The 22,665-nt window shown below is 63.4% G+C and carries 20 protein-coding genes; 15 read left to right on the top strand and 5 right to left on the bottom strand.

From position 1 onward, the window contains the following. The first annotated feature begins 2 nt into the window (after positions 1-2). A complete protein-coding gene (locus JWR51_RS20525; RefSeq protein WP_299752025.1) occupies positions 3-794 on the top strand; it encodes a transporter substrate-binding domain-containing protein in 792 nt (263 codons plus the stop codon). A 43-nt stretch (positions 795-837) separates the two neighbouring features. Here JWR51_RS20525 and JWR51_RS20520 read toward each other — a convergent pair whose 3' ends face one another. Then, the gene (locus tag JWR51_RS20520; protein ID WP_299752022.1) at positions 838-1,839 is read right to left on the bottom strand and encodes a LacI family DNA-binding transcriptional regulator; all 1,002 of its coding nucleotides are present in this window, start codon (positions 1,837-1,839) and stop codon (positions 838-840) included. A 143-nt stretch (positions 1,840-1,982) separates the two neighbouring features. Between JWR51_RS20520 and JWR51_RS20515 the strand changes: the two genes are divergently transcribed. The 4 genes from JWR51_RS20515 (at position 1,983) to JWR51_RS20500 (ending at position 4,742) form a co-directional block, all read left to right on the top strand. Next, positions 1,983-2,891 (top strand): ROK family protein, encoded by a 909-nt coding sequence (locus tag JWR51_RS20515; RefSeq protein WP_299752019.1) that lies wholly within the window; start codon positions 1,983-1,985, stop codon positions 2,889-2,891. Further along, on the top strand, positions 2,884-3,606 hold the full coding sequence (locus JWR51_RS20510; RefSeq protein WP_299752016.1) for a copper homeostasis protein CutC: 723 nt from the start codon (positions 2,884-2,886) through the stop codon (positions 3,604-3,606). Before JWR51_RS20515 ends, JWR51_RS20510 begins: the two co-directional genes overlap by 8 nt. A gap of 25 nt (positions 3,607-3,631) precedes the next feature. Further along, positions 3,632-4,159 (top strand): TMEM43 family protein, encoded by a 528-nt coding sequence (locus JWR51_RS20505; RefSeq protein ID WP_299752013.1) that lies wholly within the window; start codon positions 3,632-3,634, stop codon positions 4,157-4,159. A 97-nt stretch (positions 4,160-4,256) separates the two neighbouring features. Beyond that, positions 4,257-4,742 carry a hypothetical protein gene (locus JWR51_RS20500; RefSeq protein ID WP_299752011.1) on the top strand — a complete coding sequence of 162 codons (486 nt, stop codon included), beginning with the start codon at positions 4,257-4,259 and terminating at the stop codon, positions 4,740-4,742. 151 nt (positions 4,743-4,893) lie between these two features. Here JWR51_RS20500 and cydB read toward each other — a convergent pair whose 3' ends face one another. The 3 genes from cydB to JWR51_RS20485 form a co-directional block, all read right to left on the bottom strand. Continuing rightward, positions 4,894-5,898: a cytochrome d ubiquinol oxidase subunit II gene (cydB, locus tag JWR51_RS20495; protein WP_299752008.1), complete on the bottom strand. Its 1,005-nt coding sequence runs from the start codon at positions 5,896-5,898 to the stop codon at positions 4,894-4,896. Beyond that, on the bottom strand, positions 5,888-7,300 hold the full coding sequence (locus tag JWR51_RS20490) for a cytochrome ubiquinol oxidase subunit I (RefSeq protein WP_299752005.1): 1,413 nt from the start codon (positions 7,298-7,300) through the stop codon (positions 5,888-5,890). Before JWR51_RS20490 ends, cydB begins: the two co-directional genes overlap by 11 nt. A gap of 176 nt (positions 7,301-7,476) precedes the next feature. Further along, positions 7,477-8,811 (bottom strand): D-amino acid dehydrogenase, encoded by a 1,335-nt coding sequence (locus JWR51_RS20485; RefSeq protein WP_366525634.1) that lies wholly within the window; start codon positions 8,809-8,811, stop codon positions 7,477-7,479. A 78-nt stretch (positions 8,812-8,889) separates the two neighbouring features. On the opposite strand from JWR51_RS20485, the gene treY reads away from it, so the two are divergent. Continuing rightward, a complete protein-coding gene (gene treY, locus JWR51_RS20480; protein ID WP_299752000.1) occupies positions 8,890-11,382 on the top strand; it encodes a malto-oligosyltrehalose synthase in 2,493 nt (830 codons plus the stop codon). Here treY and JWR51_RS20475 read toward each other — a convergent pair. Beyond that, positions 11,379-11,630, bottom strand: a complete 252-nt coding sequence (locus JWR51_RS20475) for a hypothetical protein (protein ID WP_299751997.1) — start codon at positions 11,628-11,630, stop codon at positions 11,379-11,381. The genes treY and JWR51_RS20475 overlap by 4 nt on opposite strands. A gap of 90 nt (positions 11,631-11,720) precedes the next feature. On the opposite strand from JWR51_RS20475, the gene JWR51_RS20470 reads away from it, so the two are divergent. The 9 genes from JWR51_RS20470 (at position 11,721) to JWR51_RS20430 (ending at position 22,530) form a co-directional block, all read left to right on the top strand. Further along, a complete protein-coding gene (locus tag JWR51_RS20470) occupies positions 11,721-12,293 on the top strand; it encodes a DNA-3-methyladenine glycosylase (RefSeq protein ID WP_299751994.1) in 573 nt (190 codons plus the stop codon). 197 nt (positions 12,294-12,490) lie between these two features. Continuing rightward, complete coding sequence (locus tag JWR51_RS20465) at positions 12,491-12,808, top strand: plasmid stabilization protein (RefSeq protein ID WP_299751991.1); 318 nt, start codon at positions 12,491-12,493, stop codon at positions 12,806-12,808. 108 nt (positions 12,809-12,916) lie between these two features. Next, positions 12,917-14,743 (top strand): DNA helicase RecQ, encoded by a 1,827-nt coding sequence (gene recQ / locus JWR51_RS20460; RefSeq protein WP_299752322.1) that lies wholly within the window; start codon positions 12,917-12,919, stop codon positions 14,741-14,743. 230 nt (positions 14,744-14,973) lie between these two features. Beyond that, complete coding sequence (locus tag JWR51_RS20455; RefSeq protein ID WP_299751989.1) at positions 14,974-15,207, top strand: hypothetical protein; 234 nt, start codon at positions 14,974-14,976, stop codon at positions 15,205-15,207. A gap of 62 nt (positions 15,208-15,269) precedes the next feature. Next, a complete protein-coding gene (locus tag JWR51_RS20450) occupies positions 15,270-16,250 on the top strand; it encodes a heparan-alpha-glucosaminide N-acetyltransferase (protein WP_299751986.1) in 981 nt (326 codons plus the stop codon). A gap of 199 nt (positions 16,251-16,449) precedes the next feature. Further along, entirely contained in the window at positions 16,450-18,276 is a 1,827-nt protein-coding gene (locus JWR51_RS20445) for an ABC transporter ATP-binding protein (RefSeq protein ID WP_299752319.1), read from the top strand. Next, positions 18,273-20,171: an ABC transporter ATP-binding protein gene (locus JWR51_RS20440; RefSeq protein WP_299751984.1), complete on the top strand. Its 1,899-nt coding sequence runs from the start codon at positions 18,273-18,275 to the stop codon at positions 20,169-20,171. Before JWR51_RS20445 ends, JWR51_RS20440 begins: the two co-directional genes overlap by 4 nt. A 231-nt stretch (positions 20,172-20,402) precedes the next feature. Beyond that, positions 20,403-21,704: a hypothetical protein gene (locus JWR51_RS20435; RefSeq protein ID WP_299751981.1), complete on the top strand. Its 1,302-nt coding sequence runs from the start codon at positions 20,403-20,405 to the stop codon at positions 21,702-21,704. 88 nt (positions 21,705-21,792) lie between these two features. Beyond that, a complete protein-coding gene (locus JWR51_RS20430; RefSeq protein ID WP_299751978.1) occupies positions 21,793-22,530 on the top strand; it encodes a TSUP family transporter in 738 nt (245 codons plus the stop codon). The last annotated feature ends 135 nt before the right edge of the window (positions 22,531-22,665 follow it).

The raw sequence follows: 22,665 nt of genomic DNA, 5'->3' as shown, positions 1-22,665 counted from the left end.
AAATGAAGCGTATTCTGACTACCCTGGCTGCGCTGGCGCTGGTCGCCGGTACGGTCCTTCCGGCAACTGCCGGCATGATCGACGATATCAAGAGCCGTGGCGTCGTGCGCATCGGCGTGTCGCTCGGCGGCGAGCCGATCGGCTTCCGCGATGCCCAGAACAACCCCGTTGGCTATGACGTCGACGTCGCCACCATGCTGGCCGAAAAGCTCGGCGTGCCGGTGGAATTCACCGACGTTTCGGGCGATGCCCGCGTTTCCATGCTGGTCGCCGGCCAGCTCGATATCGTCGTCGCCAACACCTCGGCAACGCTGGAACGCGCCAAGTCCATCAACTTCTCCATCCCCTACAACCGGGCTGGCCTGCGCATCATCGTGCAGAAGGACGCCGGCATCACCACGCTTGAAGGCCTTGCCGGCAAGAAGGTCGTGGTCGGTCGCGGCACGACTGGCGAAGCTTTCCTGAAGAAGGCCGTGCCGGATGCCGAATTGGTCTATACCGACAATTTCTCCCCCGACGGCGTGCTGCTGCTGCAGCAGAAGCGTGCTGACGCGGCGATCGAAGATTCTTCCTTGCTCGACTACCTCGCCACCACCAATGAAAACCTGGTGACGCTGCCGGGCCTCTATTCCAACGACCCGATCGGCATCGCGGTCGCCAAGGGTGATCCGGAATTCGTGCGCTGGATCGACATGTTCGTCTCCGACTACATCCAGTCGGGCGCTTACGACGTCAACTACAAGAAGTGGTGGGGCGAAAAGGCCAACCCACCGGCCCTGACCCCGCTCTGGTAAGCTGACTGCACCCCCGGATCACCAAGTGGTCCGGGGTTTTGCTTCACGCCGTAGCGCGCGGCACGAAAGTGGTGGGCACGAGGACTGGCTTGTCACCCGGCTGGAAGCGCTGCGGATCGACCAGGAACCGCACCACCTGATCCACATAGACCGCCTTGTCGTAGCCGATCGAGGCAATCGGATAGGCCCCGAAATCGGTCAGTGACAGGTTGTCGAACCCATAGAGCCGGAACCGCTTGGGTCTGTTCAGCGGAAAGTCATCCCGGCAGGCGTCTAAGACGCCCATCGCCATCGCGTCCGACGAGCAGAACACCGCATCGGGCAGGTCGTGGCGCTTGATTTCGGCGGCAGCGGCAAGCCCGCTGGCATAGGAGTAGTCGCCCTGTATCTCGCGGACCAGATCGATCCCGCTTTGCGCCAGCGCCGCCTTGTAGGCCTGCGTGCGGGCCAGTTCCACCAGCGACGAATTGCGGCCGGTGACCAGCACGGCCGTGCGCACGCCCTTGGCGGCCGCGTCGGCGACGGCTTGGCCGATGCCGCTGGCATGATCGGCGATTACCGCGGGCGACAGGGCATCGTGGCGGCCGTTCAGCATCACGACGTGGTCGGAGCGGAACATGCGGCGCACGGTGGGGGCGTCGGCGAAATCGGAGAACACCAGCGCGGCATCGACGTGATAGGCCACGCCATTGCGCAAAAATTCCTCGACGCGGCCCACCGATCCGACGCGGATCAGGATCACCTGCTTACCGGTCGACTGGATCGCGTCGAGCAGCAGATCGAACAGGTCCAGATCGGACAGGTCGTGGATATGGTTGACCACCACTGCCACCAGGTTGACGGTCTTCTTGGTCAGGCTCTGGGCGAGCAAGTTGGGCTTGTAGCCCAAAGCCTCGGCGGCCTTGATGACGCGCTCGCGCTTGTCGGCCGAAACCGGGCGCTTCTCGGTCGAGAGCGCGCGCGACGCCACGGCGCGGGAGACCCCGGCAAGCTGCGCCACATCGGAAATTGTCGGGGCGGCCGGGCGTCCGTTGTCTTCGGCCATAGGCGATGCGTCCCTGTTTTCCGTTTTCACCAGCGGATTTCGTCGATCACCGGCGACAATCCTTCCACTATCATGTCTGTTCGAATCGGCAATCGTCTACGCGCTTGTTTCGCCAGCACTATCCTCGGAAACTATAGGCCAGCATGATCATCTGCATCGATATTGGCGGCTCGGCTATCAAGGGCGCCATCGCCACTAGCCCGGACGCCATCACGCCGCTCGAGCGCATCGTCACGCCACTCGATGATCGGGCCGCCTTTGACGCCGCCATCGCCGCAGTGGTGGCGCAGGCGCCGGACGCCAGGGCCGTGTCGATCTCGATCACCGGCGTGGTCGATCCGCGCGATGGCCGCATCAAGGTGGCCAATATTCCCTGCATTGATGGGCGGGCGCTGGCCGCCGACCTATCGGCGCAACTGGGCAAGCCCGTTCTCGTTGCCAATGATGCCGACTGCTTTGCGCTAGCTGAGGCTGGCGCGGGGGCAGGGCGCGGCCATGCCATCGTCTTCGGGGTAATCCTGGGCACTGGCGTGGGCGGCGGTCTGGTGGTGGACGGAAAGATCGTCAACGGCGCGGGCGGTTTTGCAGGCGAATGGGGCCATGGGCCGGCGACGGCAACCAGCGCCGGCACGCCGCCCATTGCCGTTCCGCGGTTCCCCTGCGGCTGTGGTCAGGTCGGCTGCGTCGATACCATCGGCGCAGCGCGCGGCATCGAGCGGCTGCATCAGCATATCCACGGCATAGCTGCTAGCAGTACCGATATCATCGCGGCCTGGCAGACTGGGGATGTGGCGGCGGCGCGGACTGTCGATGTGTGGGTCGATCTCGTGGCCTCGCCGCTGGCGCTGGTGATCAATGTCGTTGGCGCCTCTATCGTGCCGGTTGGCGGTGGTCTCGCCAACGCCCCGGCGCTGATCGAACTGCTGGATCGCACGGTGCGCCAGCGCATCCTGCGCCGCACCGATGAGCCGCTGCTGGTCGTGGGGCAATGTAAGGTCGAACCCGGCCTGATCGGCGCGGCTATCCTGGGCCTGGGGGCACATCATGACTGACATCCTGCTGGAAATCTGCGTCGACAGTGCCGAGGGACTGGCGGCGGCTATCGTGGGTGGAGCGGACCGGATCGAGCTGTGCTCTGCATTGGAGCTTGGCGGCCTCACCCCATCACCCGGGTTGATCCGGCAGGCGGCGCTGGCACCGATCCCCGTCTACGCCATGGTGCGGCCGAGGCCCGGCGATTTCATCTTCGGGCAGGCCGATGTCGATGTCATGCGTGCCGAGATTGATATCATCCGCGAGGCCGGACTTGCGGGTGTGGTGCTCGGGGCCAGCAGGCCGGGCGGGGCGTTGGACGAGACTGCACTGCGAGAGCTCATCACGCATGCCGCTGGCCTCGGCACCACTTTGCATCGCGCCATCGATCTCGTTCCCGACTTTGACCTGGCCGTGGACCTCGCCGCCGATCTGGGTTTTGAGAGGATTTTGACCTCGGGCGGAGCGCGTCATGCCGTCGAGGGCATGGACACCATTGCAGCGATGATCGAGCGCGCTGCAGGCCGGATCTCCATCATGGCCGGCTCGGGCGTGCGTCCGACCAATGTCGGTGCGCTGCTGGACCGACTGCCGCTAACCCAGGTTCATGCCTCCTGTTCCGGCCCGGCTCGCGCCGCAGATGCTGCGGCGGTACGGCTGGGTTTTGCCGATCCGACCGGCAGGGAGACCAGCGCCGAGATTGTCGCCGAGCTGAAACGCGCCTTGCGGCGCTGATCGCATCAAGCTGGGAGGACCGTCCGTGAGCCGCCGCATCTCCTCCAAGATCGACTCCTGGCTTGGCGGCATCTTGCGATCCTTGATCGGCGTCGTGGTCGGCCTTGCGCTGATCGTCGGCATGGTGGCGCTGCTGTCCTGGAACGAAATCGGCTTGCTGCAAGCAGAACGGGCACTGGCGCTGGGGAGTGCGCCGATATTGGCCAATCCCAACATCCTCGTCTGGACCATTCGGCCCCTGGCAATCATCGGGCTGATGGCCGGTTTCATGCTGCTCGGCGGGCCGCTTGCCGCCATCGCCAGTCTGAGCTCGGGGTTCGGCGCCATGGTGCGGTTCGGCACGGCCATTTTCGCTACCGCGCTCGGGCTGGGGCTCGGCGCGCTGACCATTGCGTTTGTCTGGCTGTTCTACCGGCCCTGGCTGTCGCTCGGCGTCGTGCTGATAGGCGCGGTCGTGAGTATCGGCATTGTCTATCTCGGGGTCCGCATCGCCGATATCCGCTATCCATCCGAGCCGCTGCCGCCTCCCGATGCGGAACCGTCGGCGGTTTAGGCGGGGTGGCGACAAGGTCGCGGCGCTGCTAAACTATTCTCCGGCTTGACGGAACACGGGCGGCTGTCGCCCAGCGTCGTGCACAGGGAGGTCTGCCATGCGTCTGATGAAGCTTCTCCAACTCGCCTTGATTGCCCTTGGTCTCACCGTCGGCGGCCTCGCCCCGCCGGTGATGGCGCAAAGTGCCGACACCAGGGTGATCGTGCCCGATGTTCCGGGCGGTGCGCTGCTGTCCGGCTGCTACCGCGTTACCGAGCGGCTCTATGGCCCCTATCGCATGGTGTTCTGCCTCGAGCAGCGCGGCACCTATACGGTCACCGGGCGTGGCGTCGAGTGCAATGGCCGCCTCAACTGGTCGGCCCAGGGTCGCGATGTCAGCATCAACCTGCGCCGCTCGTCCTGTGGCAATGGCGTCGCCTGGAGCGCCGACCGCATGTCTTGCCGTGGCACCGGGCTGTTTGCCGGCATCCTGGCGCGGATCATCGTTCCCGACCTGCCGGCGATCGGCGCCCTGCGCTGCACCTATACGCCGACGGCCGGCAATGCGCGTCCGGTCACCATCGTGGCCCGACGCATCAACTGACACATTGGCGCGCCGGTGCTTGTCACCGGCGCTCTATTCTAGTGGCCGAGCATCAGCTTGATCGCGAGGCCGATAATCGCAACGGTCGCGACCCCACCGACCCAGAGGCCCACGAACCACAACAGCCGCGATCCGAGTGCTTGCGTCGTCATCAGTGATAGCCCTCCTGCGGGTCGATTTTGCCACGGAACACCCAATAGGCGTAGCCGGTGTAGATCAGAATGATCGGCACCAGCACGACGGCGCCCACCAGCAGGAATTGCAGCGAACTGTCCGGCGCCGCGGCGGCCTCGAAGGTCAGCGCCCCCGGAATGATGAAGGGGTAAAAGCTGATGCCGATGCCGGCAAAGCTCAGCACGAACAGGCCCAGCGCCGCCAGGAACGGCTGTAGATGCTTGTCATGCGTCAGGCCATGCCAGAGCCCGAAGCTGCACACCGCCAGCAGCAGGGGCACGATCGAGGAGAAGAAGGCCGTCGGAAAGCCGAACCAGCGCTCGAAATAGACCGGGTTGAGAGTGGAGGTCCAAATGCTCACCACGCCGATCAGGCCGACGGTGATCGCGGCCGTCACCAGGGCGATCCGGCGGGCGTGAGCCTGCAATTGGCCGCTGGTCTTGAGGTTGAGCCAGGTGGCACCCAGCAGCGCATAGCCGATGACCACGGCCACGCCAGTCAACACGCTGAACGAGGTCAGCCAGTCCCACCAGCCGCCCGCATAGGCGCGGCCTTCGACCTTGATGCCCTGCACCAGGGCGCCCAGCGCGATGCCCTGGGTAAACCCCGCCACCATCGAGCCGATGGAAAAGCCCCAGTCCCACAGGTGGATCCAACGGCCCGAACGCCAGCGGAATTCGAAGGCGACACCGCGGAACACCAGGCCCAGCAGCATCAGCATAATGGGCATATACAGCGCCGGGAAGATGATCGCATAGGCCAGCGGGAACACCGCCATAAGGCCGCCACCACCCAGCACCAGCCAGGTCTCGTTGCCGTCCCACACCGGGGCGACCGAATTGGTCATGACGTCGCGATCATGCCGGGCGGGAAACAGCGGGAACAGGATGCCGACGCCGAGGTCGAACCCGTCCAGGATCACGTAGGTCAGCACCACGAAGGCGATCAGCGCCGCCCAGATGAAGGGGAGATCAAGGATCATTTGCAGCTCCTATCGGCGCGTCTTGTGCCGGTCCCGGATTGATGCCCGCGGCCTTGACCGGACCCTTGTTCAGCTCGTGTTCGTCACTCACCAGCGGCCGGCGCATCAATTGCAGCAGGTAAAGCACGCCCGCGCCGAAGACGACGAAGTAGACCACGATAAAGGCGATCAAGGAGGTGCCCACGGCCGGCGCCGAAACCGGCGACAGGCTCTCAGATGTGCGCATCAGCCCGTAGATGGTGTACGGCTGCCGCCCGACCTCGGTCGTGTACCAGCCGGCCAGTACGGCGACGAACCCTGAGGGGCCCATCACCCAGGCCGCGCGATGCAGCCATTTCCAGTCGTAAAGCTTGCCGCGAATGCGCGCCAGGATCGACCAGGCGCCCACCAGCAGCATCAGCACGCCCAGCCCCACCATGATGCGGAAGGTGAAGAACGGGATCAGCGCCTTGGGCCGGTCTTCGGGCGCCCAGTTCTTGAGGCCCTTGACCTCGCCGTCCAGCTCATGGGTCAGCAGCAGTGAGCCAAGTTTGGGAATTTCGATGGCGAAACGAGTCTCCTCCGCCGCGTCGTCCGGAATGCCGAACAGGATCAGCGGCGCGCCCTTGCGGGTCTCGTAATGGCCCTCCATGGCGGCGATCTTGGCCGGCTGATGCTCCAGCGTATTGAGCCCGTGCTGGTCGCCGACGAAAATCTGGACCGGCGTCACGAGGGCCGCCATCCACATCGCCATGGAAAAGATGATCCGCGCCGGATGGTTGTTCTTGTTCTTGAGCAGGTGCCACGCACCCACCGCGCCGACCGCGAAGGCCGTGGTCAGGAACGACGCCAGCACAGTGTGCACCAGCCGATAGGGGAAAGACGGATTGAAGATGATCGCCCACCAGTCGACGGGGATAAACTGGCCGACATCGTTGATGCTGTAGCCCTGCGGGGTCTGCATCCAGCTATTGGCGGCAATGATCCAGGTTGCCGAAATCAGCGTGCCGATGGCAACCATGCAGGTGGCAAAAAAATGCAGCCCGACCCCGACCCTTTTGCGCCCGAACAGCATGATGCCGAGGAAGCCGGCTTCAAGGAAAAACGCGGTCAGCACTTCATAGCCCATGAGCGGACCGATCACGGGCCCGGCCCGGTCCGAAAACACCGCCCAATTGGTGCCGAACTGGTAGCTCATGACGATGCCGGTCACCACGCCCATGCCGAAGACGATGGCGAAGATGGTTTTCCAGTAGTCGAACAGGCGCAGATACGCGTCGTCCTTCTTGATCAGCCACAGCGCTTCCAGCATGGCCAGGAAGCTCGCCAGCCCGATCGAGAAGGAGGGGAAGATGAAGTGGAAGGAGATGGTGAAAGCGAACTGGATACGCGCCAGGGTTTCAGCATCAAGGCCCAAAAACATGGTGTCCCTCCAGTTGCTTGGCCAATCAAGATCGCCCTCTGCAGGCTAGACCACAGTTCAGCCCGGCGCCATCGGCAAGGTGACGCGGGTCATGGTGACGCGCGACAAAGAGGACGCTGGCCGCTTGGGCAATGAATACTGGGTCGGGTGATCGCTCCTGCTTGCACTGGCCCAGATCAATAGCGGCCCGGTCCCAGATCGCTGATATCGATATCCGGCTTGGTGCCCGAGATCATGTCGGTCATCACCCGCGCCGAGCCGCAGGCCATGGTCCAGCCCAGCGTGCCATGGCCGCTGTTGATGTAGAGATTGGGCAACTTGCTGACCCCGATGATCGGCGTACTGTCGGGCGTCATCGGCCGCATGCCGGTCCAGAATGTCGCCTTCGCGGTATCGCCGGCGCCGGGGAATAGCTGGTTGACGACGAAGGCCAGGGTTTCCTTGCGATGTGGCGATAGGTCGGAATTATAGCCCGACAGTTCCGCCATGCCGCCGACGCGGATACGGTCGCCCAGGCGGGTAATGGCGATCTTGTAGCTCTCGTCTAGAACCGTCGAGACAGGTGCAGTGGCCGCGTCCACGATCGGCGCGGTGATGGAGTAGCCCTTGACCGGGTAGATCGGCAGATCGATCCCGATCGTGCGTCCAAGCCTGGGCGAAAAGCTGCCCATCGCCATGATGTAGCGATCGCCGGTGATGCGGCCGGCGCTGGTCTGCACGCCCGTGACTGCGCCGCCCTGCACATCCAACCCGTTGATGGTCACGCCGTAGCGGAACACCACGCCCAATTCGGCTGCCATCGCGGCCAGCTTGGTGGTGAAGATATGGCAATCGCCGGTTTCGTCGCCGGGCAGGCGCAGGCCGCCGGCAATCGGGGCGTCGGAGGCGCCAAGGCCTGGTTCGGCAGCGATGCAGCCGGCCTTGTCGAGCACCTCATAGGCCACGCCGTATTGAGCCAGCACTTCGATGTCCTTGTGGGCGTCGTCCACCTGATGCTGGGTGCGGAACAGTTGCAGCGTGCCCTGCATGCGCTCGTCATAGGTGATGCCGGTATCGGCGCGCAGCACCTTGAGCACGTCGCGCGAATATTCGGCGACCCGCACCATGCGCGCCTTGTTGATTGCGTAGCGTCCGGCGGTGCAATTGGTCAGCACTTGGACCATCCAGCGCACCATGTAGGGGTCGGCGACCGCTTTGACGATCAGCGGCGGATGCTTCATCAAAAGCCATTTGACCGCCTTGCGCGGAATGCCCGGCGCAGCCCAGGGCGACGCATAGCCGGGTGAGACTTCCCCCGCATTGGCGAAGCTGGTTTCCAGCGCGACCCCTGGCTGGCGTTCGATGACTTCAACCTCGTGCCCGGCCTTGGCCAGATAGTAGGCCGAGGTGACCCCGATAACGCCGCCGCCAAGGACTATGACTTTCATGACGCGACGCTCTCCGGTGCCTCTTTGAAGGCGATAGTGGCCTTGGGCGTGACGCCGCGCAATTGCAGAAATGCGCTGGCGCACCTGTCCGCAGAGCAGGGCCGCAACCTTACGGTCTGCGGGCCGTTGCGGCTGCGACCCACCGCTTGCGAAAGTGCATCCATGATCACGCCCGCCGCCGTTCCGCGCGCCACCTACCGGCTGCAGTTGAACAAGGATTTCGGCTTTGCCGAGGCGCTGGCGCTGGTGCCCTACCTCGGCCGGCTCGGCATCAGCCACCTGTACCTGTCGCCGATCCTGCGGGCGCGTGCCGGCAGCACGCACGGCTATGACACGGTGGAGCATCGCGAGATCAATCCCGAACTCGGCACGCTGGACGATTTTCGGCGGCTCGCGACGGTAGCGCGTGAGCGCGAAATGGGGATTATCCTCGATTTCGTGCCCAACCATATGGGGATTGGCGGCACTGAGAATGCTTATTGGCTCGATGTGCTGAAGCTGGGGCAGGGCAGCCGCTACGCGCATTGGTTCGATATCGACTGGACCCCTGCCGATACCAGCCTGAGCGGGAAGGTCCTCGTGCCGGTGCTGGGTTGCTCCTATGGCGAGGCGCTGGAGCAGGGGCGCCTCGTGCTGAAATTCTCGGCAGATACCAATAGCTTTGCCATCTGGGTCGATGACGCCAACCTGCTGCCGCTCGATCCCAAGACCTATCCTGCTTCCGTTGAAGTCGATGCCATCAACGCGGACAAGGTCCGCCTCGACCAATTGGTCAAGCAGCAGCATTGGCGGGTGGCGCGCTATTCGGTAGCGGTCGACGATATCAATTATCGGCGCTTTTTCATCGTCAACGAACTGGCCGGCATTCGTATCGAAGAAGCTGACGTGTTCGACCACACCCATGCGCTGATCTTCCAGTTGATCGATGAGGGGCTGGTCGATGGGCTGCGCATCGATCACATCGACGGGCTGCGTGATCCCAAGGCCTACGTCACGAAACTGCGCGAGAAGTCACCGCGGCCGATCTATCTGGTGGTTGAGAAAATCCTGGCGCCACATGAGCAGTTGCGGGCCGATTGGGGTGTCGATGGCACGACGGGGTACGAGTTTTCTGCTCATTTGACTACGCTGGGCAGTGATCCTGCTGGCGAGGTCGGGCTGAGCCGGGCCTATGAAGACCTCACTGATGAGCGTCGGGCTTTTACCGAGATCGAGCTTGAGGCGAAGCTGACCATCATCGACACCGAAATGGGTGCCGAGCTCGACCGAATTGCGACCTTGGCGCGCGCGATTGCGGAGGGAAAGAACGCCACCAGCGATCTCACCCGCAACGGTTTGCGCAATGCGATCAGGGTGCTGGTTGCCCATATGCCGGTCTATCGCAGCTACGTCGACGGTGACGGCAGCAGCGAAATCGATCGGCGCAATGTCGGCGTGGCGTTGCTTGAAGCGCGGCGCGACGCCCCGACGCTGGACCCTGCAGTGTTCGATTTTCTGGCCGATCTGATTGCCGACCCGGCCGAGCAGGACGGTTTGGAGTTCGTGCTGCGGCTGCAGCAGTTTACCGGGCCGGTAATGGCCAAGGGGCTCGAGGACACGGCGCTCTATCGCGATAACCGTATGATTGCCTTGAACGATGTCGGCGAGCGGCCGGATCGGCTCAATATCGGCGTCGCGGCGTTTCACGATTTCAACGCGACGCGGCTGGCACAGTTTCCCCATGCCATGCTGACCACGTCGAGCCACGATACCAAGCGCGGAGAGGATACGCGCGCTCGCATTTTGACGCTGTCCGGCAACACTGACGCTTGGAAAGCCGCCGTGGATGAATGGACGGCCTTGCTCGGCCCGGCGGCCGAGGGCATCACCCGCAATGAACTCTGGTATTTCTTCCAGATGCTGGTTGGCGCCTGGCCGACGGAATTTCCGGAAACCGGCGAGCTGCCGCCGGCCGCGCTCGACCAGTTCCGCCAGCGGCTCCAGGCGGCGATGCAGAAATCGGTGCGCGAAGCGCGGGTCAATTCCAGTTGGACAAAACCGAACGAGAGTTATGAGACGGCGCTGACCGGGCTGATGGATGCGGCACTGGCCGATACGCCGGACAACGGCTTTCTCGCCGCCTTCCGCCTTTTCGCGGCCGGCATTGGTGAGCAGGGTGCGCGCATTGGGTTGGCTCAGGTGGTACTCAAGCTCACCGCTCCCGGTGTGCCCGATATCTATCAGGGCGCCGAACTTTGGGAGCAGAGCATGGTCGACCCGGACAATCGCCGACCGGTCGATTTCGTCGCGCGCTGGCAGATGCTCGACAATGCCGATGCGCCGCTCGATATCGCCAATTGGCGTGATGGGTCAGTGAAATTGCAGGTGATCGAGAGGCTGCTGCGCCTGCGGAGCGATGATCCCGAGCTGTTCGCCCAGGGCTCGTATGAGCCGGTTGCGGCGGGCGATCATATCGTCGCGTTTCTGCGGCGGCGCGAAGGACAATCGCTGCTCGCGGCAGTGGCGTTGCATCCGTGGATTGCGCCGGAAGGTGAGCTGAAATTGCCGGAAGCCCTGGCGTCGACCCAGTGGCAGGATGCCTTCACCGGGGCAGCGAGCGTGCCCGACAGCGCGGCACTGGCCGCCCTGTCGGTCGCGGTTTGGCGCTCGGTCTAGTCTTTGAGATTATCTTCCACCACGGCTTCGGGGCGGTCTTCGCCCTCGGCGACTTCCTGGTGCCAGACGCCGTCGCGGGTTTCGTATTCGATGCCCGTCGAGGTGCCGGAAACCTGCTGGCGCTGCGCGGCCTGGGCAGCGGCCTCGTGTGCGGCCTTGTGGGTGGGGAAGGTTTCGGAGAACACGTCGCCCACCTTGTAGGCGAAGCCACCATCGTGCTCGACGATATCATAGGTAATCCTGGTCATTGCAGTCTCCTTGGAGCGGGCACAACGCGCCAGCCGGCCCGGAGTTCATGCTAGCTTGACGCCGCGCCTTTGGCTGCGCAAAAGCGAAGCATGTCGCACGAAATCGTCCCCCTCGATCGCTCCTTCTTCGACCGCCCCATGCTGGAGGTGGCGCGCGACCTCATCGGCACCACGCTTTTGGTCGATGGCGTGGGCGGCGTTATCGTCGAAACCGAGGCCTACGATCCCTCCGATCCGGCCTCCCACACCTTCAACGGCCCGACGCCGCGCAACGCGGCCATGTTTGGCCCGGCCGGCCACGCCTATGTCTACAAGATCTACGGCATTCACTGGTGCCTCAACTTCGTCTGCCGGCCTGGCAGCGCCGTACTGATCCGGGCACTGCAACCGACCCATGGTCTCGACGCGATGGCGGAACGACGCGGTGGGCTGGCGGCGCGCCAGCTTTGTTCCGGCCCCGGCAAGCTCTGCCAGGCATTGGGGATAACGATCGCGCAGAATGCCATGGCACTCGACGAAGCGCCCTTCACGCTGCTGCCGGCATCCGCCGTGGCCGATATCGCCACCGGTCCGCGCATCGGTCTCACCAAGGGTGTCGACACGCCGTGGCGCTACGTGCTGCGCGGCTCGCCGTTTCTGAGCAAACCGATCCCCGCCGCCTGACTTTGGTGCGCCACCGGACTATGGGGAACAATTTTTGGCCTTCGCGGTTGTGGTGATCGAGGCAGCGATGCGCGTCAACCGGACATGGCGGCAGAGGGAACAGGAGGGTTTTTCCGGTTTCCCACCTGACTAACGAAACGGTAGCCGAGCCCTTATCCCGCCCGCATCGCCGCCTCACCAATGTTCAGGAGGATGACATGCCCAGAGGGGACAAATCTGCCTATACGGACAAGCAGGAGCGCAAGGCCGACCACATAGCCGAGGGCTATGAGGATCGCGGCGTCTCCGAGAAGGAAGCCGAGCGCCGCGCCTGGGCCACCGTCAACAAGGACGATGGCGGCGGCAAGAAATCCGGCGCCGGCCGTGGCAAGGACACTGGCCATCCGGCCGCTCACAAGGGTGGCGAAAAAGGCGGCGAGGCCGCCGCGAGCCGTTCGGCCGCTGAACGCTCGGCATCCGCCAAGAAGGGCGCAGCGACGCGCAAGCGCAACGCCGAGAGCCACGCCTCACGCTAGAGGGCGGATAAACCGCGATTATCCACACTCGCGCCCGTGACCGCCTTGCGGTTCACCCCGCCTCTATGATTCAAGAGCGGGGTGAACGCGCTGGATTCGACATACGACATGTTCGGCACGGGAAACGCGGGCAGGCCTCGCGACCCGCTGGCCGTGCTGCGCGACATTTTCGGCCATCAGAGCTTTCGCGGCCAGCAGGAAAAGGTGGTCCGCCACGTCACCGACGGCGGCGACGCGGTGGTGCTGTTTCCTACCGGCGCGGGCAAGTCCGCTTGCTTCCAGATACCGGCGATCTGCCGTCCCGGCGTGGGTATCGTCATTTCGCCGCTGATCGCTCTGATGCGCGACCAAGTCGAGGCGCTGCGTCAGGCCGGCGTGCCGGCGGCGGCGCTCAATTCCTCGCTAAGTCCCGAAGAATCCGCCGATGTGCGCCGGCAACTGCGCAATGGCGAGCTTGATCTGCTCTATGTGGCCCCCGAGCGGGTGGCGACGCCGGGCTTTGCCAATATGCTGTCGGGCATCGATATTGCGCTCTTCGCCATCGACGAAGCCCATTGCGTGAGCCAGTGGGGTCACGATTTCCGGCCGGAATATCGCGAGCTGAGCAAACTCACCGAGTTGTTCCCCGGCGTTCCGCGTATCGCGCTGACCGCAACGGCCGATCCTACGACGCGTGAGGATATTATCGAACGGCTGGGGCTGGAAACCGCAAAGGTTTTCACCACCAGCTTCGATCGTCCAAATATCGCCTATTCGATCGTCGAGCGGGACAAGGCGCGCGACCAATTGCTGAGCTTCCTCGCCGCACACAAGGGCAGTTCGGGCATCGTCTATTGCCTGTCGCGCGCCAAGGTCGAAGACACCGCCGAATGGTTGTCGGGCAAGGGCATTCCGGCTTTGCCCTATCACGCCGGGCTCAGCGCCGAGCGGCGCAATGCCAACCAGGACACGTTCCTACGCGAAGACAATATCTGCATGGTAGCGACGGTGGCCTTCGGCATGGGCATCGACAAGCCGGACGTGCGGTATGTCGCCCATATGGACCTGCCGGCCTCCATCGAGGCCTATTATCAGGAAACCGGCCGCGCCGGCCGCGATGGCCAGCCGGCAGATGCCTGGATGAGCTATGGCATGGCCGACGTGGTGCAGCGCCGCCGCATGATCGACGAGGGCAATGCGCCTGACGAGGTCAAGCGCGTCGAGCACACCAAGCTCAATGCGCTGCTTGGCGTCTGCGAAACCGCCGATTGCCGCCGCAAGGCGATCCTGGCGCATTTCGGCGAGACCTATGAGGCGCCGTGCAACAATTGCGATACGTGTCGATCTCCCGTGGAATCGTGGGATGGCACCGAGGCGGCCATCAAGGCATTGGCGGCGATCTATCGCACCGGGCAGCGCTTCGGCGCGGCCCATATCATCGACGTTCTGGTGGGCAAACCCACCGAAAAGGTCGAGCGCTTTGGGCACCAGAATCAGGCCGTGTTCGGCGCCGGCAAGGACATTGATGCCAAGACCTGGCAATCGGTGCTGCGGCAGTTGACCGCCAATAGCCTGGTCGTGGTTGATCACGCCGCGCATGGCGCGCTGACCTTGGGCGAGGGCGCCCGCGCCGTATTCAAGCACGAGCGCAAGGTGACGCTGCGCAAGGACCAGCCGAAAAAGGCGGCCGATGTGCGCCGCCAACTGGCTGGCGCGGTGCAATTGGCGGAACCCGCCATGACGGTGTTCAACGCCCTGCGCGCCGAACGCCTGCGCATCGCCAAGGAACAGGGCGTGCCGCCCTATGTGGTGTTCCAGGACGCCACCTTGCGGGCCATGGCGCTGGCCCGGCCGCGCCAATTGCACGACCTGCTGGCCCTGCCTGGTATTGGGCAGGCCAAGCTGGAGCGCTATGGCGATGCGTTCCTGGCCGTGCTGGACCGGCACACCGCTTAGCTCCTCCGCCAACTCATCTCATCTGATCCACGGACGCCCCCCGGCAGGACTGTCCTGGTGCGTAGACGTCCGTAAGTATCGTCCTATGTAAATCTGCGCCAAATTCGGCAGCGTTAACGTAAAGATCGCGTTTCATTATCCGTTCGACTGCTTGGCTGCTAGAGAAACCACAGTGGTAACAAACCATTAAGCATAATCTAGTGATGGCGGGCATGGAGAGATCTCCACTGATGGGCTTGTCCGGAAGCGGACAACCGGTTGCCAGCCGCCATACGACGGTGGACCTTGCCACGTGGGCCGGCACCGGCGGACCTATCTCCGTGCAGCGCGGCAATACCGACAACCTCATTGCCGATATGACTGCCAACATATCGGCGATCGCGATGCCGAGCGGGCGAGCGCCGACCTCCTTCGCTTGCCCGTTCGGCGTCGTGTCAATTCGCCGCGCCGACTTTGACGATTGATTGGCGGGGCGACGCGCGGCATGGTGCGGTCCTATCGAGACGCCGGAAGGTTCCGCCTGCCCATGACTGAGCTTTCCGCCCCCCGCCCGCGCTTCGCCGTGCTCGATATCGCGCGCGGCGTCGCCATCGTCGCCATGGCGATCTACCATTTCTGCTGGGACCTGGCCTATTTCCGCTTCATCGACGCCGATGTGGGCTATGGGCTGGGCTGGGTGATCTTCGGCCGGCTGGTGCTGACGGCCTTCCTGCTGCTGGTGGGTATTGGCCTCGTGCTGGGCCATGGGCGCGGTATTCGCTGGCCGGCCTTTTGGCGGCGCGAGGCCATGGTAGCGGGGGCGGCGCTCATCATTACGGTCGCCACCTATTTCGCCTTCCCCGATAGCTTCGTCTATTTCGGCGTGTTGCACGCCATTGCGCTGACCAGCCTTTTGGCGCTGCCCTTCCTTCGTGCGCCGCTGGCGCTGGTGGTGGCGGTCGCCGCCGTGGTCATCCTGCTGCCGGCAATCTATTCCGATCCGTTTTTCGACCTCAAGCAAACCTCCTGGATCGGCTTCTGGGTCAAGGCGCCACCGACCAATGACCTGGTTTCGGTGTTCCCCTGGCTCGGCATCGTGCTGCTCGGGGTGATCGGTGCGCGGCTGGTGCTGGGCTCTGGCGCCGCCGAACGGTTGGCCGCCATCCAGCCGGACAACCGGCTGGCGCGCGTGCTGTCCAAAATGGGCCGTTGGAGCCTGATCATTTATCTGGTGCATCAGCCGATCCTGCTCGGCATTCTGTTTCCGCTGGCGGGGATATTGCATCCCGAAGTGGCGGCGCGGGAAAGCCAGTTCCTGGCTTCCTGCCACTCCACCTGCGAAGCGGGCGGCACCTCGGCGCAGCTTTGCGTCACCTATTGCCAATGCGGTCTCAAGGGCGTCGCCGACAACGATTTGTGGAACGCCGTCTATACCGGAATGGTCACCGCCGCCGAGCAATCCAAGCTCGATGAAACCACCCGGCAGTGTTCGGCACTAATTTATCCTGTTGCACCATCGGCACAGTAGTTTGTGCTGTCACAAAATATCGATAATCGAGTGCCGTTAGCCTCAATTAGGTCTTGAACAGCCTAAAAAATGGGCTTTGTATACGTCCATACACGATTTGCCCGAACAGGGGCCGGTTTCCCTGCCTCCCCTCGCCCGGGCGCCCCAATTGTTGAAGTCTGGATTTCCCGTGACCACCGAAAAGGTTGGCCGTGCGTATTTGCGCGGCGACTCCCGAGCCCATGTTGCCGATGCCCATGTGGGCAAAGGCCAAAAGCCGCTGACTCGCATCACCATCTATTCCCTGCGACATCCGTGGCAAGCCGCCATCGCGATCGGGGCGACCATTATTGCCTCGGTGCTGCAATTGATGATCCCGCGCCTGTTGGGGCACGCGGTCGACCAGGCCCAGGGCATTTTGAGCACTGGCGCCGAAGGCGCGCAGCAGGCGCTGCTCTGGAGCGCGCTGATCCTGCTCGGCGTGTCGGTGGCGCGCGGGTTCTTCACGCTGGCGCAGAACTATTATTCGGAAGCCGTCGGCCATCAGGTCGGCTACGAATTGCGGCTGGCCTTCTATGACAAGGTGCAGCGCCTGTCCTATTCCTACCATGACAAGGTCCACACCGGCGACCTGATCACCGTGGGCCTGCTCGACCTCGACGGCGTGCGCATGTTCTTTTCCACCGGCCTCGTGCGCACGGTATTGCTCACCGTCCTGATCGGCGTCGGCGCGTTCATGTTGCTCTCGACCGATTGGTTGCTGGGGCTGCTGGCGCTGAGTTTCGTGCCCTTCGTCGCCTGGCGCTCCTCGGTCGCCCAGCTCACGCTGCGAGCGACTTGGGTGACCCTACAGGACAAGCTGTCGGCCATGACCCGCGTCATGGAGGAAAACCTCGGCGGCATTCGTGTGGTCCGGGCCTTCTCGGCGCAGAAATTCGAACTGGCCAAGTTCGACCGGGCCTCCAAGGAGGCGCTGGAGTTGTCGCATGACCGCGTCAATATTCGCGTGCGCAACACCTCGGCCATGACCTTTTCTTTCTTTGCGGCCATGGGCTTAGTGCTGTGGTTCGGCGGCAACAAGGTGATTGCCGGCGACATGAGCGTGGGCACGCTCGCCTCGTTCCTGACCTTCATGACCATATTGCAGATGCCGGTGCGCCAGCTCGGCCTGATGGTCAATTCCTACGCCCGCGCCTCGATCTGTGGCGACCGCCTGTTTGCCTTCCTGGATGAGCCGTTGGCCATCGCGGACGCGCCGGGCGTGCCTGACCTCAAGGTCACCAAGGGAACGCTCAAGTTCGATGACGTGCACTTCACCTATCCGGGCGCCAATCATCCGACGCTCGACGGCGTCAGCTTCGAGGCCAAGGCAGGCCAGACGATCGGTATCGTGGGTGCGCCGGGCAGCGGCAAGTCGACGCTCGCGCATCTGATTCCACGGTTCTACGATGTCAGTGGCGGCAAAATTACCATTGATGGTCAGGATGTTAGCGCGGTGTCGCTGCAATCGCTGCGCCGCTCGGTCGCCGTGGTGCAACAGGACTCGTTCCTGTTCACCACCACCATTGAGAACAACATCGCCTACGGGGATCCGTGGTCCAAGGAAACCAAGATCGAAAAGGCGGCCGAGAGCGCGCAATTGCACAATTACATCATGGGCTTGCCGGCGGACTACGACACCGTGGTGGGCGAGCGCGGCGTCTCGCTTTCGGGTGGCCAGCGCCAACGCCTGTCCATCGCGCGCTCGCTGGTGCTCAAGCCGGCTATCATGGTGTTTGACGATTCCACCGCCGCAATCGACGCTGGCACCGAGCATCGCATTCGCAGCGCCATGCGCCGTTATGCTAGCAATCGGGTAACGTTGATCATCTCACATCGCCTCAGTTCGCTGATGCATGCCGACACCATCCTGTTCCTCGATGGCGGCAAGATCGTCGAGCGTGGCAGCCATGAGGAATTGCTGGCCAAGGGCGGCCGCTACCGCGCGCTTTATGACCTGCAGACGCGTCCCACCGAAGACCTCGAAATCGGGAGCGCGGCACAATGAGCGTCATCGAAGAAGACGAGCGCGAAACCGCCAGCTTTCCCGGCCAGCGCCCGCCGCGTGCCAGTGTCGGCTCGCATCGCATCGAAGAAGAAGTCTTCGGCAAGGCCTATGACCCCAAGACGGTGCGCCGCATCTGGGCTTTCGTTCGGCCCTATCAGCTCAAGATCTTTCTCTCGGTCATTTCCGTGCTGGTGTTCACCGCCACGCAATTGGCGATCCCGCTGATCATCGGCCGCGCCATCGACGGCGGTATGACGCAGGGCGGCAATTCCACCAATCTGCTCTGGGCAGTCGGCGCCTTCGCGGTGGCGGTGCTGGTCAATTTCGCGGCCTCCTATGTGCAGGAAACCCAGGTTGGCGCAGTTGCGGAAAACGTGTTGTTCGACATGCGCCGCGCCATGTTCGCGCAGCTCCAGCGCGTCTCGCTGAGCTTCATGGACAAGACCGAAGTTGGCCGCCTGATGAGCCGGCTGCAGGGCGACGTCAACTCCATGCAGGAATTCCTCGAGACCTCGGTGATCTCGGTGGGCGACATGGTGCTGCTCGTCGGCATCGTGGTGGTGTTGCTGACGCTGGATTTCCGGCTGGGCCTGCTGACGCTCAGCACCATGCCGATCCTGTTCATCGTGCGCATTTTCTGGCTGCCGCCGGCTAAGCGCGCGTTCTGGGCGGCGCACGAAACCAATTCGATCACCAATGGCGCCATGGCCGAAGGCATCAATGGCGTGCGGACGGTGCAGAACCTGGATCGCCAGAAGGTCAATTTCGACCTCTATGACGACAAGGCCTATACCAACCTTTTGACCCAGCTCACCGGCTCGCGCTTTGCACAGGTCATGGTGCCGATCGTCGATAGCCTGACCGGCGTCGCCATGGCTATCGTCGTGGTGGTGGGCGGCTCGCTGGTGCTCAATGGCGGGCTGGAAATCGGCGTCATCGTGACGTTCCTGTTCTATATCCAGCGCTTTTTTGATCCTATTCGTTCCCTTACAATGCAGTATTCGATCATGCAGCGCGCTATGACTTCGGGCCGCCGCATCACCGAAGTGCTCGATATTCCCACCTCCATCAACGACAAACCTGACGCCATAGTGCTGACGCGCGACATGGACGGCTCGGTCGAATTCAAGGACGTGGTGTTCGGCTATAGCGAAGACCGCCCGGTGCTCAAGCATGTCAGCTTCAAGGTGAAGCCGGGCGAGACGGTCGCCCTGGTCGGCCCGACGGGCTCGGGCAAGACTTCGGCCATGTCGCTAGTGCATCGCTTTTACGAAGTGCAGTCCGGCGCTGTGCTGGTGGGCGGGCACGATGTGCGCGACATCACCCAGGAATCGCTGGGCGAGCAGGTGGCCATGGTGTTGCAGGAGCCCTTCCTGTTCACAGGCAGCGTGTTCGATAATATCCGCTACAATAAGGCTTCGGCGACGCTGGACGACGTGATTTCTGCCGCCAAGGCGGTGGGGGCGCACGAGTTCATCTCCCGCCTGCCCGGCGGCTATGACAGCATTCTGGAACAACGCGGCTCCAACCTTTCGTTGGGGCAGCGCCAATTGTTGAGCTTCGCCCGCGCACTGGTTGCCGACGCCAAAATCCTGGTGCTGGACGAGGCCACGGCCAATATCGACAGCTATACCGAGCGGCAAATCCAGAAGGCGCTGCTGATCCTGCTCGAAGGGCGCACCGGCATGGTGATCGCCCACCGGCTGGCCACTATTCGCGGTGCGGACCGCATCATCGTGCTGCAGAATGGCGAGCTGATCGAGACCGGCAACCACGACGAGCTGATGGACCTGAACGGGCTCTACGCCAAGCTCTACAATATGAACTATTCGTCGTTCGACGATATTCCCGATGAGATGATCGCCGGGAACGGACCGAAGGCGGCGTCGACTTAGCCATTCAGCCCGTGTGCGCGGCCGCCCCCACCCCTGACCTCTCCCCACCAGGGGGAGGGAGACGATGGAGCCGCTTGCTCGGAGTCCGAGGGACGATGGCTGATTGGGAGGGTCTCCCTCCCCCTCGTGGGGAGGGACAGGGGTGGGGGGACGTCTGGCCCGTGCCATTCCATTCAGCCCCCGTTCAACCTCCATTCTGCTAGGGTCCCGGCAACTCAGCCCAGGTGATCCATGCGCATATCCGTCTCGATTCTCACTCTGCTTGCTCTCACCGCACCGGGCTTTGCCGCCGAGGCGATCAGCTATAAGGGCACGCTCAATGGCACCCCTATCCTGGTGGAACTGACCGATCCGGCCGGTGGCCCGGTGGCGGGGCGCTATAGCTATGTCGAGCATGGTGTCGATATTCCGCTAGAGGCGGCCGAGGGTGCGGCGGGGCAAATCGTCTTGACCGAAGAGGCGCCCTGCGCGCCTGGGCTCTGCCCGGTGGACGACGATTACAACGTGACCGCCTGGCCGGTGGCGGCGACGTGGACGCTGTCGATTGCGGTCGATGGGAGCCTGACCGGCTCCTGGCAGGCGCAGGGCAAGTCCAAGACACTGGCCATCGACCTGCAAAAAGTCGGCCAGCGCACCTTGCCCGACGCCACCGACCCCACCCCCTATGGCCTGCACGATAGTGCATACGCCCTGACCTTTAGCCGAGGGGCTGTGTTCTCCGCCGAGACCGCTCCCTATGACTTTCTCAAGCTGGATGTGCCGTTGCAGGAAGGGCCGGTCGAGACCCTCCAGGGGTCCCATTTCCGCTATGTCACCGATCCGCGCACCAAATTTGCCTTCCCGCGCATCCTCGACCTGTCCGACGGCGGCGACATTACTGCGGCCAATGAGGAGCTGGCTGCCGAGCATGCCGGCATCAGCCTTGGGGCCTTCGATTGCTTGTCGCAGATCTATTCCGGCTTTGGCGGGCGCGACGACATGCTCGAGATGGGCATCGGCACGCTGGCGGGCTATGACGACGAAACTGTCATCATGACCTATCTGTCGCCAACGCTCACCACTTGGACCGAGTCGGGCAGCACCTTCTGCGCCGGCGCCTATCCCAACAATCACAGCAATGTCTTCATGATCGACACCGGGACCGGTGAGCCCCTGGCCCTCGCCCGCGTGTTCAAGGACTGGATCGCGGTGACCAATACCACCGATTATGCAGCGCCGATCGATCAGGCCGCGGCGCTGGCCGCGCCGCAGGACTATATCTGGCAGGCGGGGCAAACGCTGATCGACTACGTCATCGCCAACAAGACCTCCGAGGATGCCGCCTCCGACGACGATTGTGGCATCAACGATCTGATCGCCTCCAATCTGGGCGTCCGCTTCCTGCCGGGCGACACGGTGGTGTTCGATCTTGAGGGCCTGCCGCATGCCATCTTGGCCTGCGGCGAGGACCTGCTGACGGTCAAGCTGGCCGATATCCCCGAACTGCTGGCCCCGACGGCCGCCGAGGTGTTCCCCTCGCTCGCCAAAAAATAGGCGTTCTCCGGCATGGCCTCATGCCGGATCGCCACTGGCGCGACCGGCATCCAGAGTTCACAAGACCTCCAGAATTGGCGGAGGAATCATGAGCATCTGGATCGGCTTGGCCATGCTGGCGGCGGTGTTCACCACCTCCGCCATCTCGGGCGTTTTTGGCATGGCGGGCGGGCTGATCCTCCTGGCGCTACTGTTGATCATGCTGCCGGTGGGCACCGCCATCGCGGTGCAGGGCGTCATCCAGATCGTCGCCAATGGCTCCCGCGCTATCCTGTCACGCAAGTTCATCGATTGGCGCATTCTGGGCACCATGATGGCGGGCCTGGCGACCGCTGGGGTGATCCTGTGGATCGCTCGCTATACCCCGGCGCTGGCCACCGTCTATGTCGCGGTCGGACTGATGCCGATCCTGGTGTGGATTCCGGCGTCCTGGTTGCGCCTCGATGCCGCCAAGCCCGTGCATGCTTTTGCGTGCGGCTTCATCGGCGGCGGGCTCAACCTGACCGTCGGTGTCTCCGGGCCTTCGATCGATATCTTCTTCATTCGCACCACGCTGGATCGCCGCACCGTGGTCGCCACCAAGGCGGCGATGCAGGTGCTGTCCCATATCGCCAAGGTAGTGTTCTATTGGCAGGCCACCATGGTGCTGACCTCGCTCGAATGGGGCGCCGTCGCGCTGGCCGCGCCTTTCGCCATCGCCGGCACCAGCGCAGGGTATTGGGTGCTGCAGCGCATGACCGACGTCAATTTCAGGGTGTGGATGCGCTGGATCGTCACGGGCATCGGGGGATATTATTTGGTGCAGGGTGTGTTGTTGCTAGTTTAGCCTTCTTTTCTCGCCTCCGAGCGGGAGGGCTCATGCGCAGGATCGTCCAGTCGTCTCCCTCCCCCTCTGCGGGGAGGGATCAAGGGTGGGGGGGCGCTTAGCCACAATCCAACATCGTGGCTCCGAACACCCCCA

Origin of the sequence: Devosia sp. (assembly GCF_028290625.1) — a bacterium.
Lineage (GTDB): Bacteria > Pseudomonadota > Alphaproteobacteria > Rhizobiales > Devosiaceae > Devosia.
The sequence above is the reverse complement of the archived record's forward strand: the minus strand, read 5'-3'. Positions and strand labels throughout refer to the sequence as shown.

Bases quoted from the DNA above. Each gene is read 5' to 3' on its own strand.
- JWR51_RS20470 (WP_299751994.1), top strand. From the start codon at position 11,721: ATGTCGCACGAAATCGTCCCCCTCGATCGCTCCTTCTTCGACCGCCCC.
- JWR51_RS20525 (WP_299752025.1), top strand. From the start codon at position 3: ATGAAGCGTATTCTGACTACCCTGGCTGCGCTGGCGCTGGTCGCCGGT.
- JWR51_RS20450 (WP_299751986.1), top strand. From the start codon at position 15,270: ATGACTGAGCTTTCCGCCCCCCGCCCGCGCTTCGCCGTGCTCGATATC.
- JWR51_RS20520 (WP_299752022.1), bottom strand. From the start codon at position 1,839: ATGGCCGAAGACAACGGACGCCCGGCCGCCCCGACAATTTCCGATGTG.
- JWR51_RS20500 (WP_299752011.1), top strand. From the start codon at position 4,257: ATGCGTCTGATGAAGCTTCTCCAACTCGCCTTGATTGCCCTTGGTCTC.
- JWR51_RS20430 (WP_299751978.1), top strand. From the start codon at position 21,793: ATGAGCATCTGGATCGGCTTGGCCATGCTGGCGGCGGTGTTCACCACC.
- JWR51_RS20510 (WP_299752016.1), top strand. From the start codon at position 2,884: ATGACTGACATCCTGCTGGAAATCTGCGTCGACAGTGCCGAGGGACTG.
- JWR51_RS20455 (WP_299751989.1), top strand. From the start codon at position 14,974: ATGGGCTTGTCCGGAAGCGGACAACCGGTTGCCAGCCGCCATACGACG.
- JWR51_RS20490 (WP_299752005.1), bottom strand. From the start codon at position 7,300: ATGTTTTTGGGCCTTGATGCTGAAACCCTGGCGCGTATCCAGTTCGCT.
- JWR51_RS20475 (WP_299751997.1), bottom strand. From the start codon at position 11,630: ATGACCAGGATTACCTATGATATCGTCGAGCACGATGGTGGCTTCGCC.
- JWR51_RS20440 (WP_299751984.1), top strand. From the start codon at position 18,273: ATGAGCGTCATCGAAGAAGACGAGCGCGAAACCGCCAGCTTTCCCGGC.
- JWR51_RS20465 (WP_299751991.1), top strand. From the start codon at position 12,491: ATGCCCAGAGGGGACAAATCTGCCTATACGGACAAGCAGGAGCGCAAG.
- recQ (WP_299752322.1), top strand. From the start codon at position 12,917: ATGTTCGGCACGGGAAACGCGGGCAGGCCTCGCGACCCGCTGGCCGTG.
- JWR51_RS20435 (WP_299751981.1), top strand. From the start codon at position 20,403: ATGCGCATATCCGTCTCGATTCTCACTCTGCTTGCTCTCACCGCACCG.
- JWR51_RS20515 (WP_299752019.1), top strand. From the start codon at position 1,983: ATGATCATCTGCATCGATATTGGCGGCTCGGCTATCAAGGGCGCCATC.
- treY (WP_299752000.1), top strand. From the start codon at position 8,890: ATGATCACGCCCGCCGCCGTTCCGCGCGCCACCTACCGGCTGCAGTTG.
- cydB (WP_299752008.1), bottom strand. From the start codon at position 5,898: ATGATCCTTGATCTCCCCTTCATCTGGGCGGCGCTGATCGCCTTCGTG.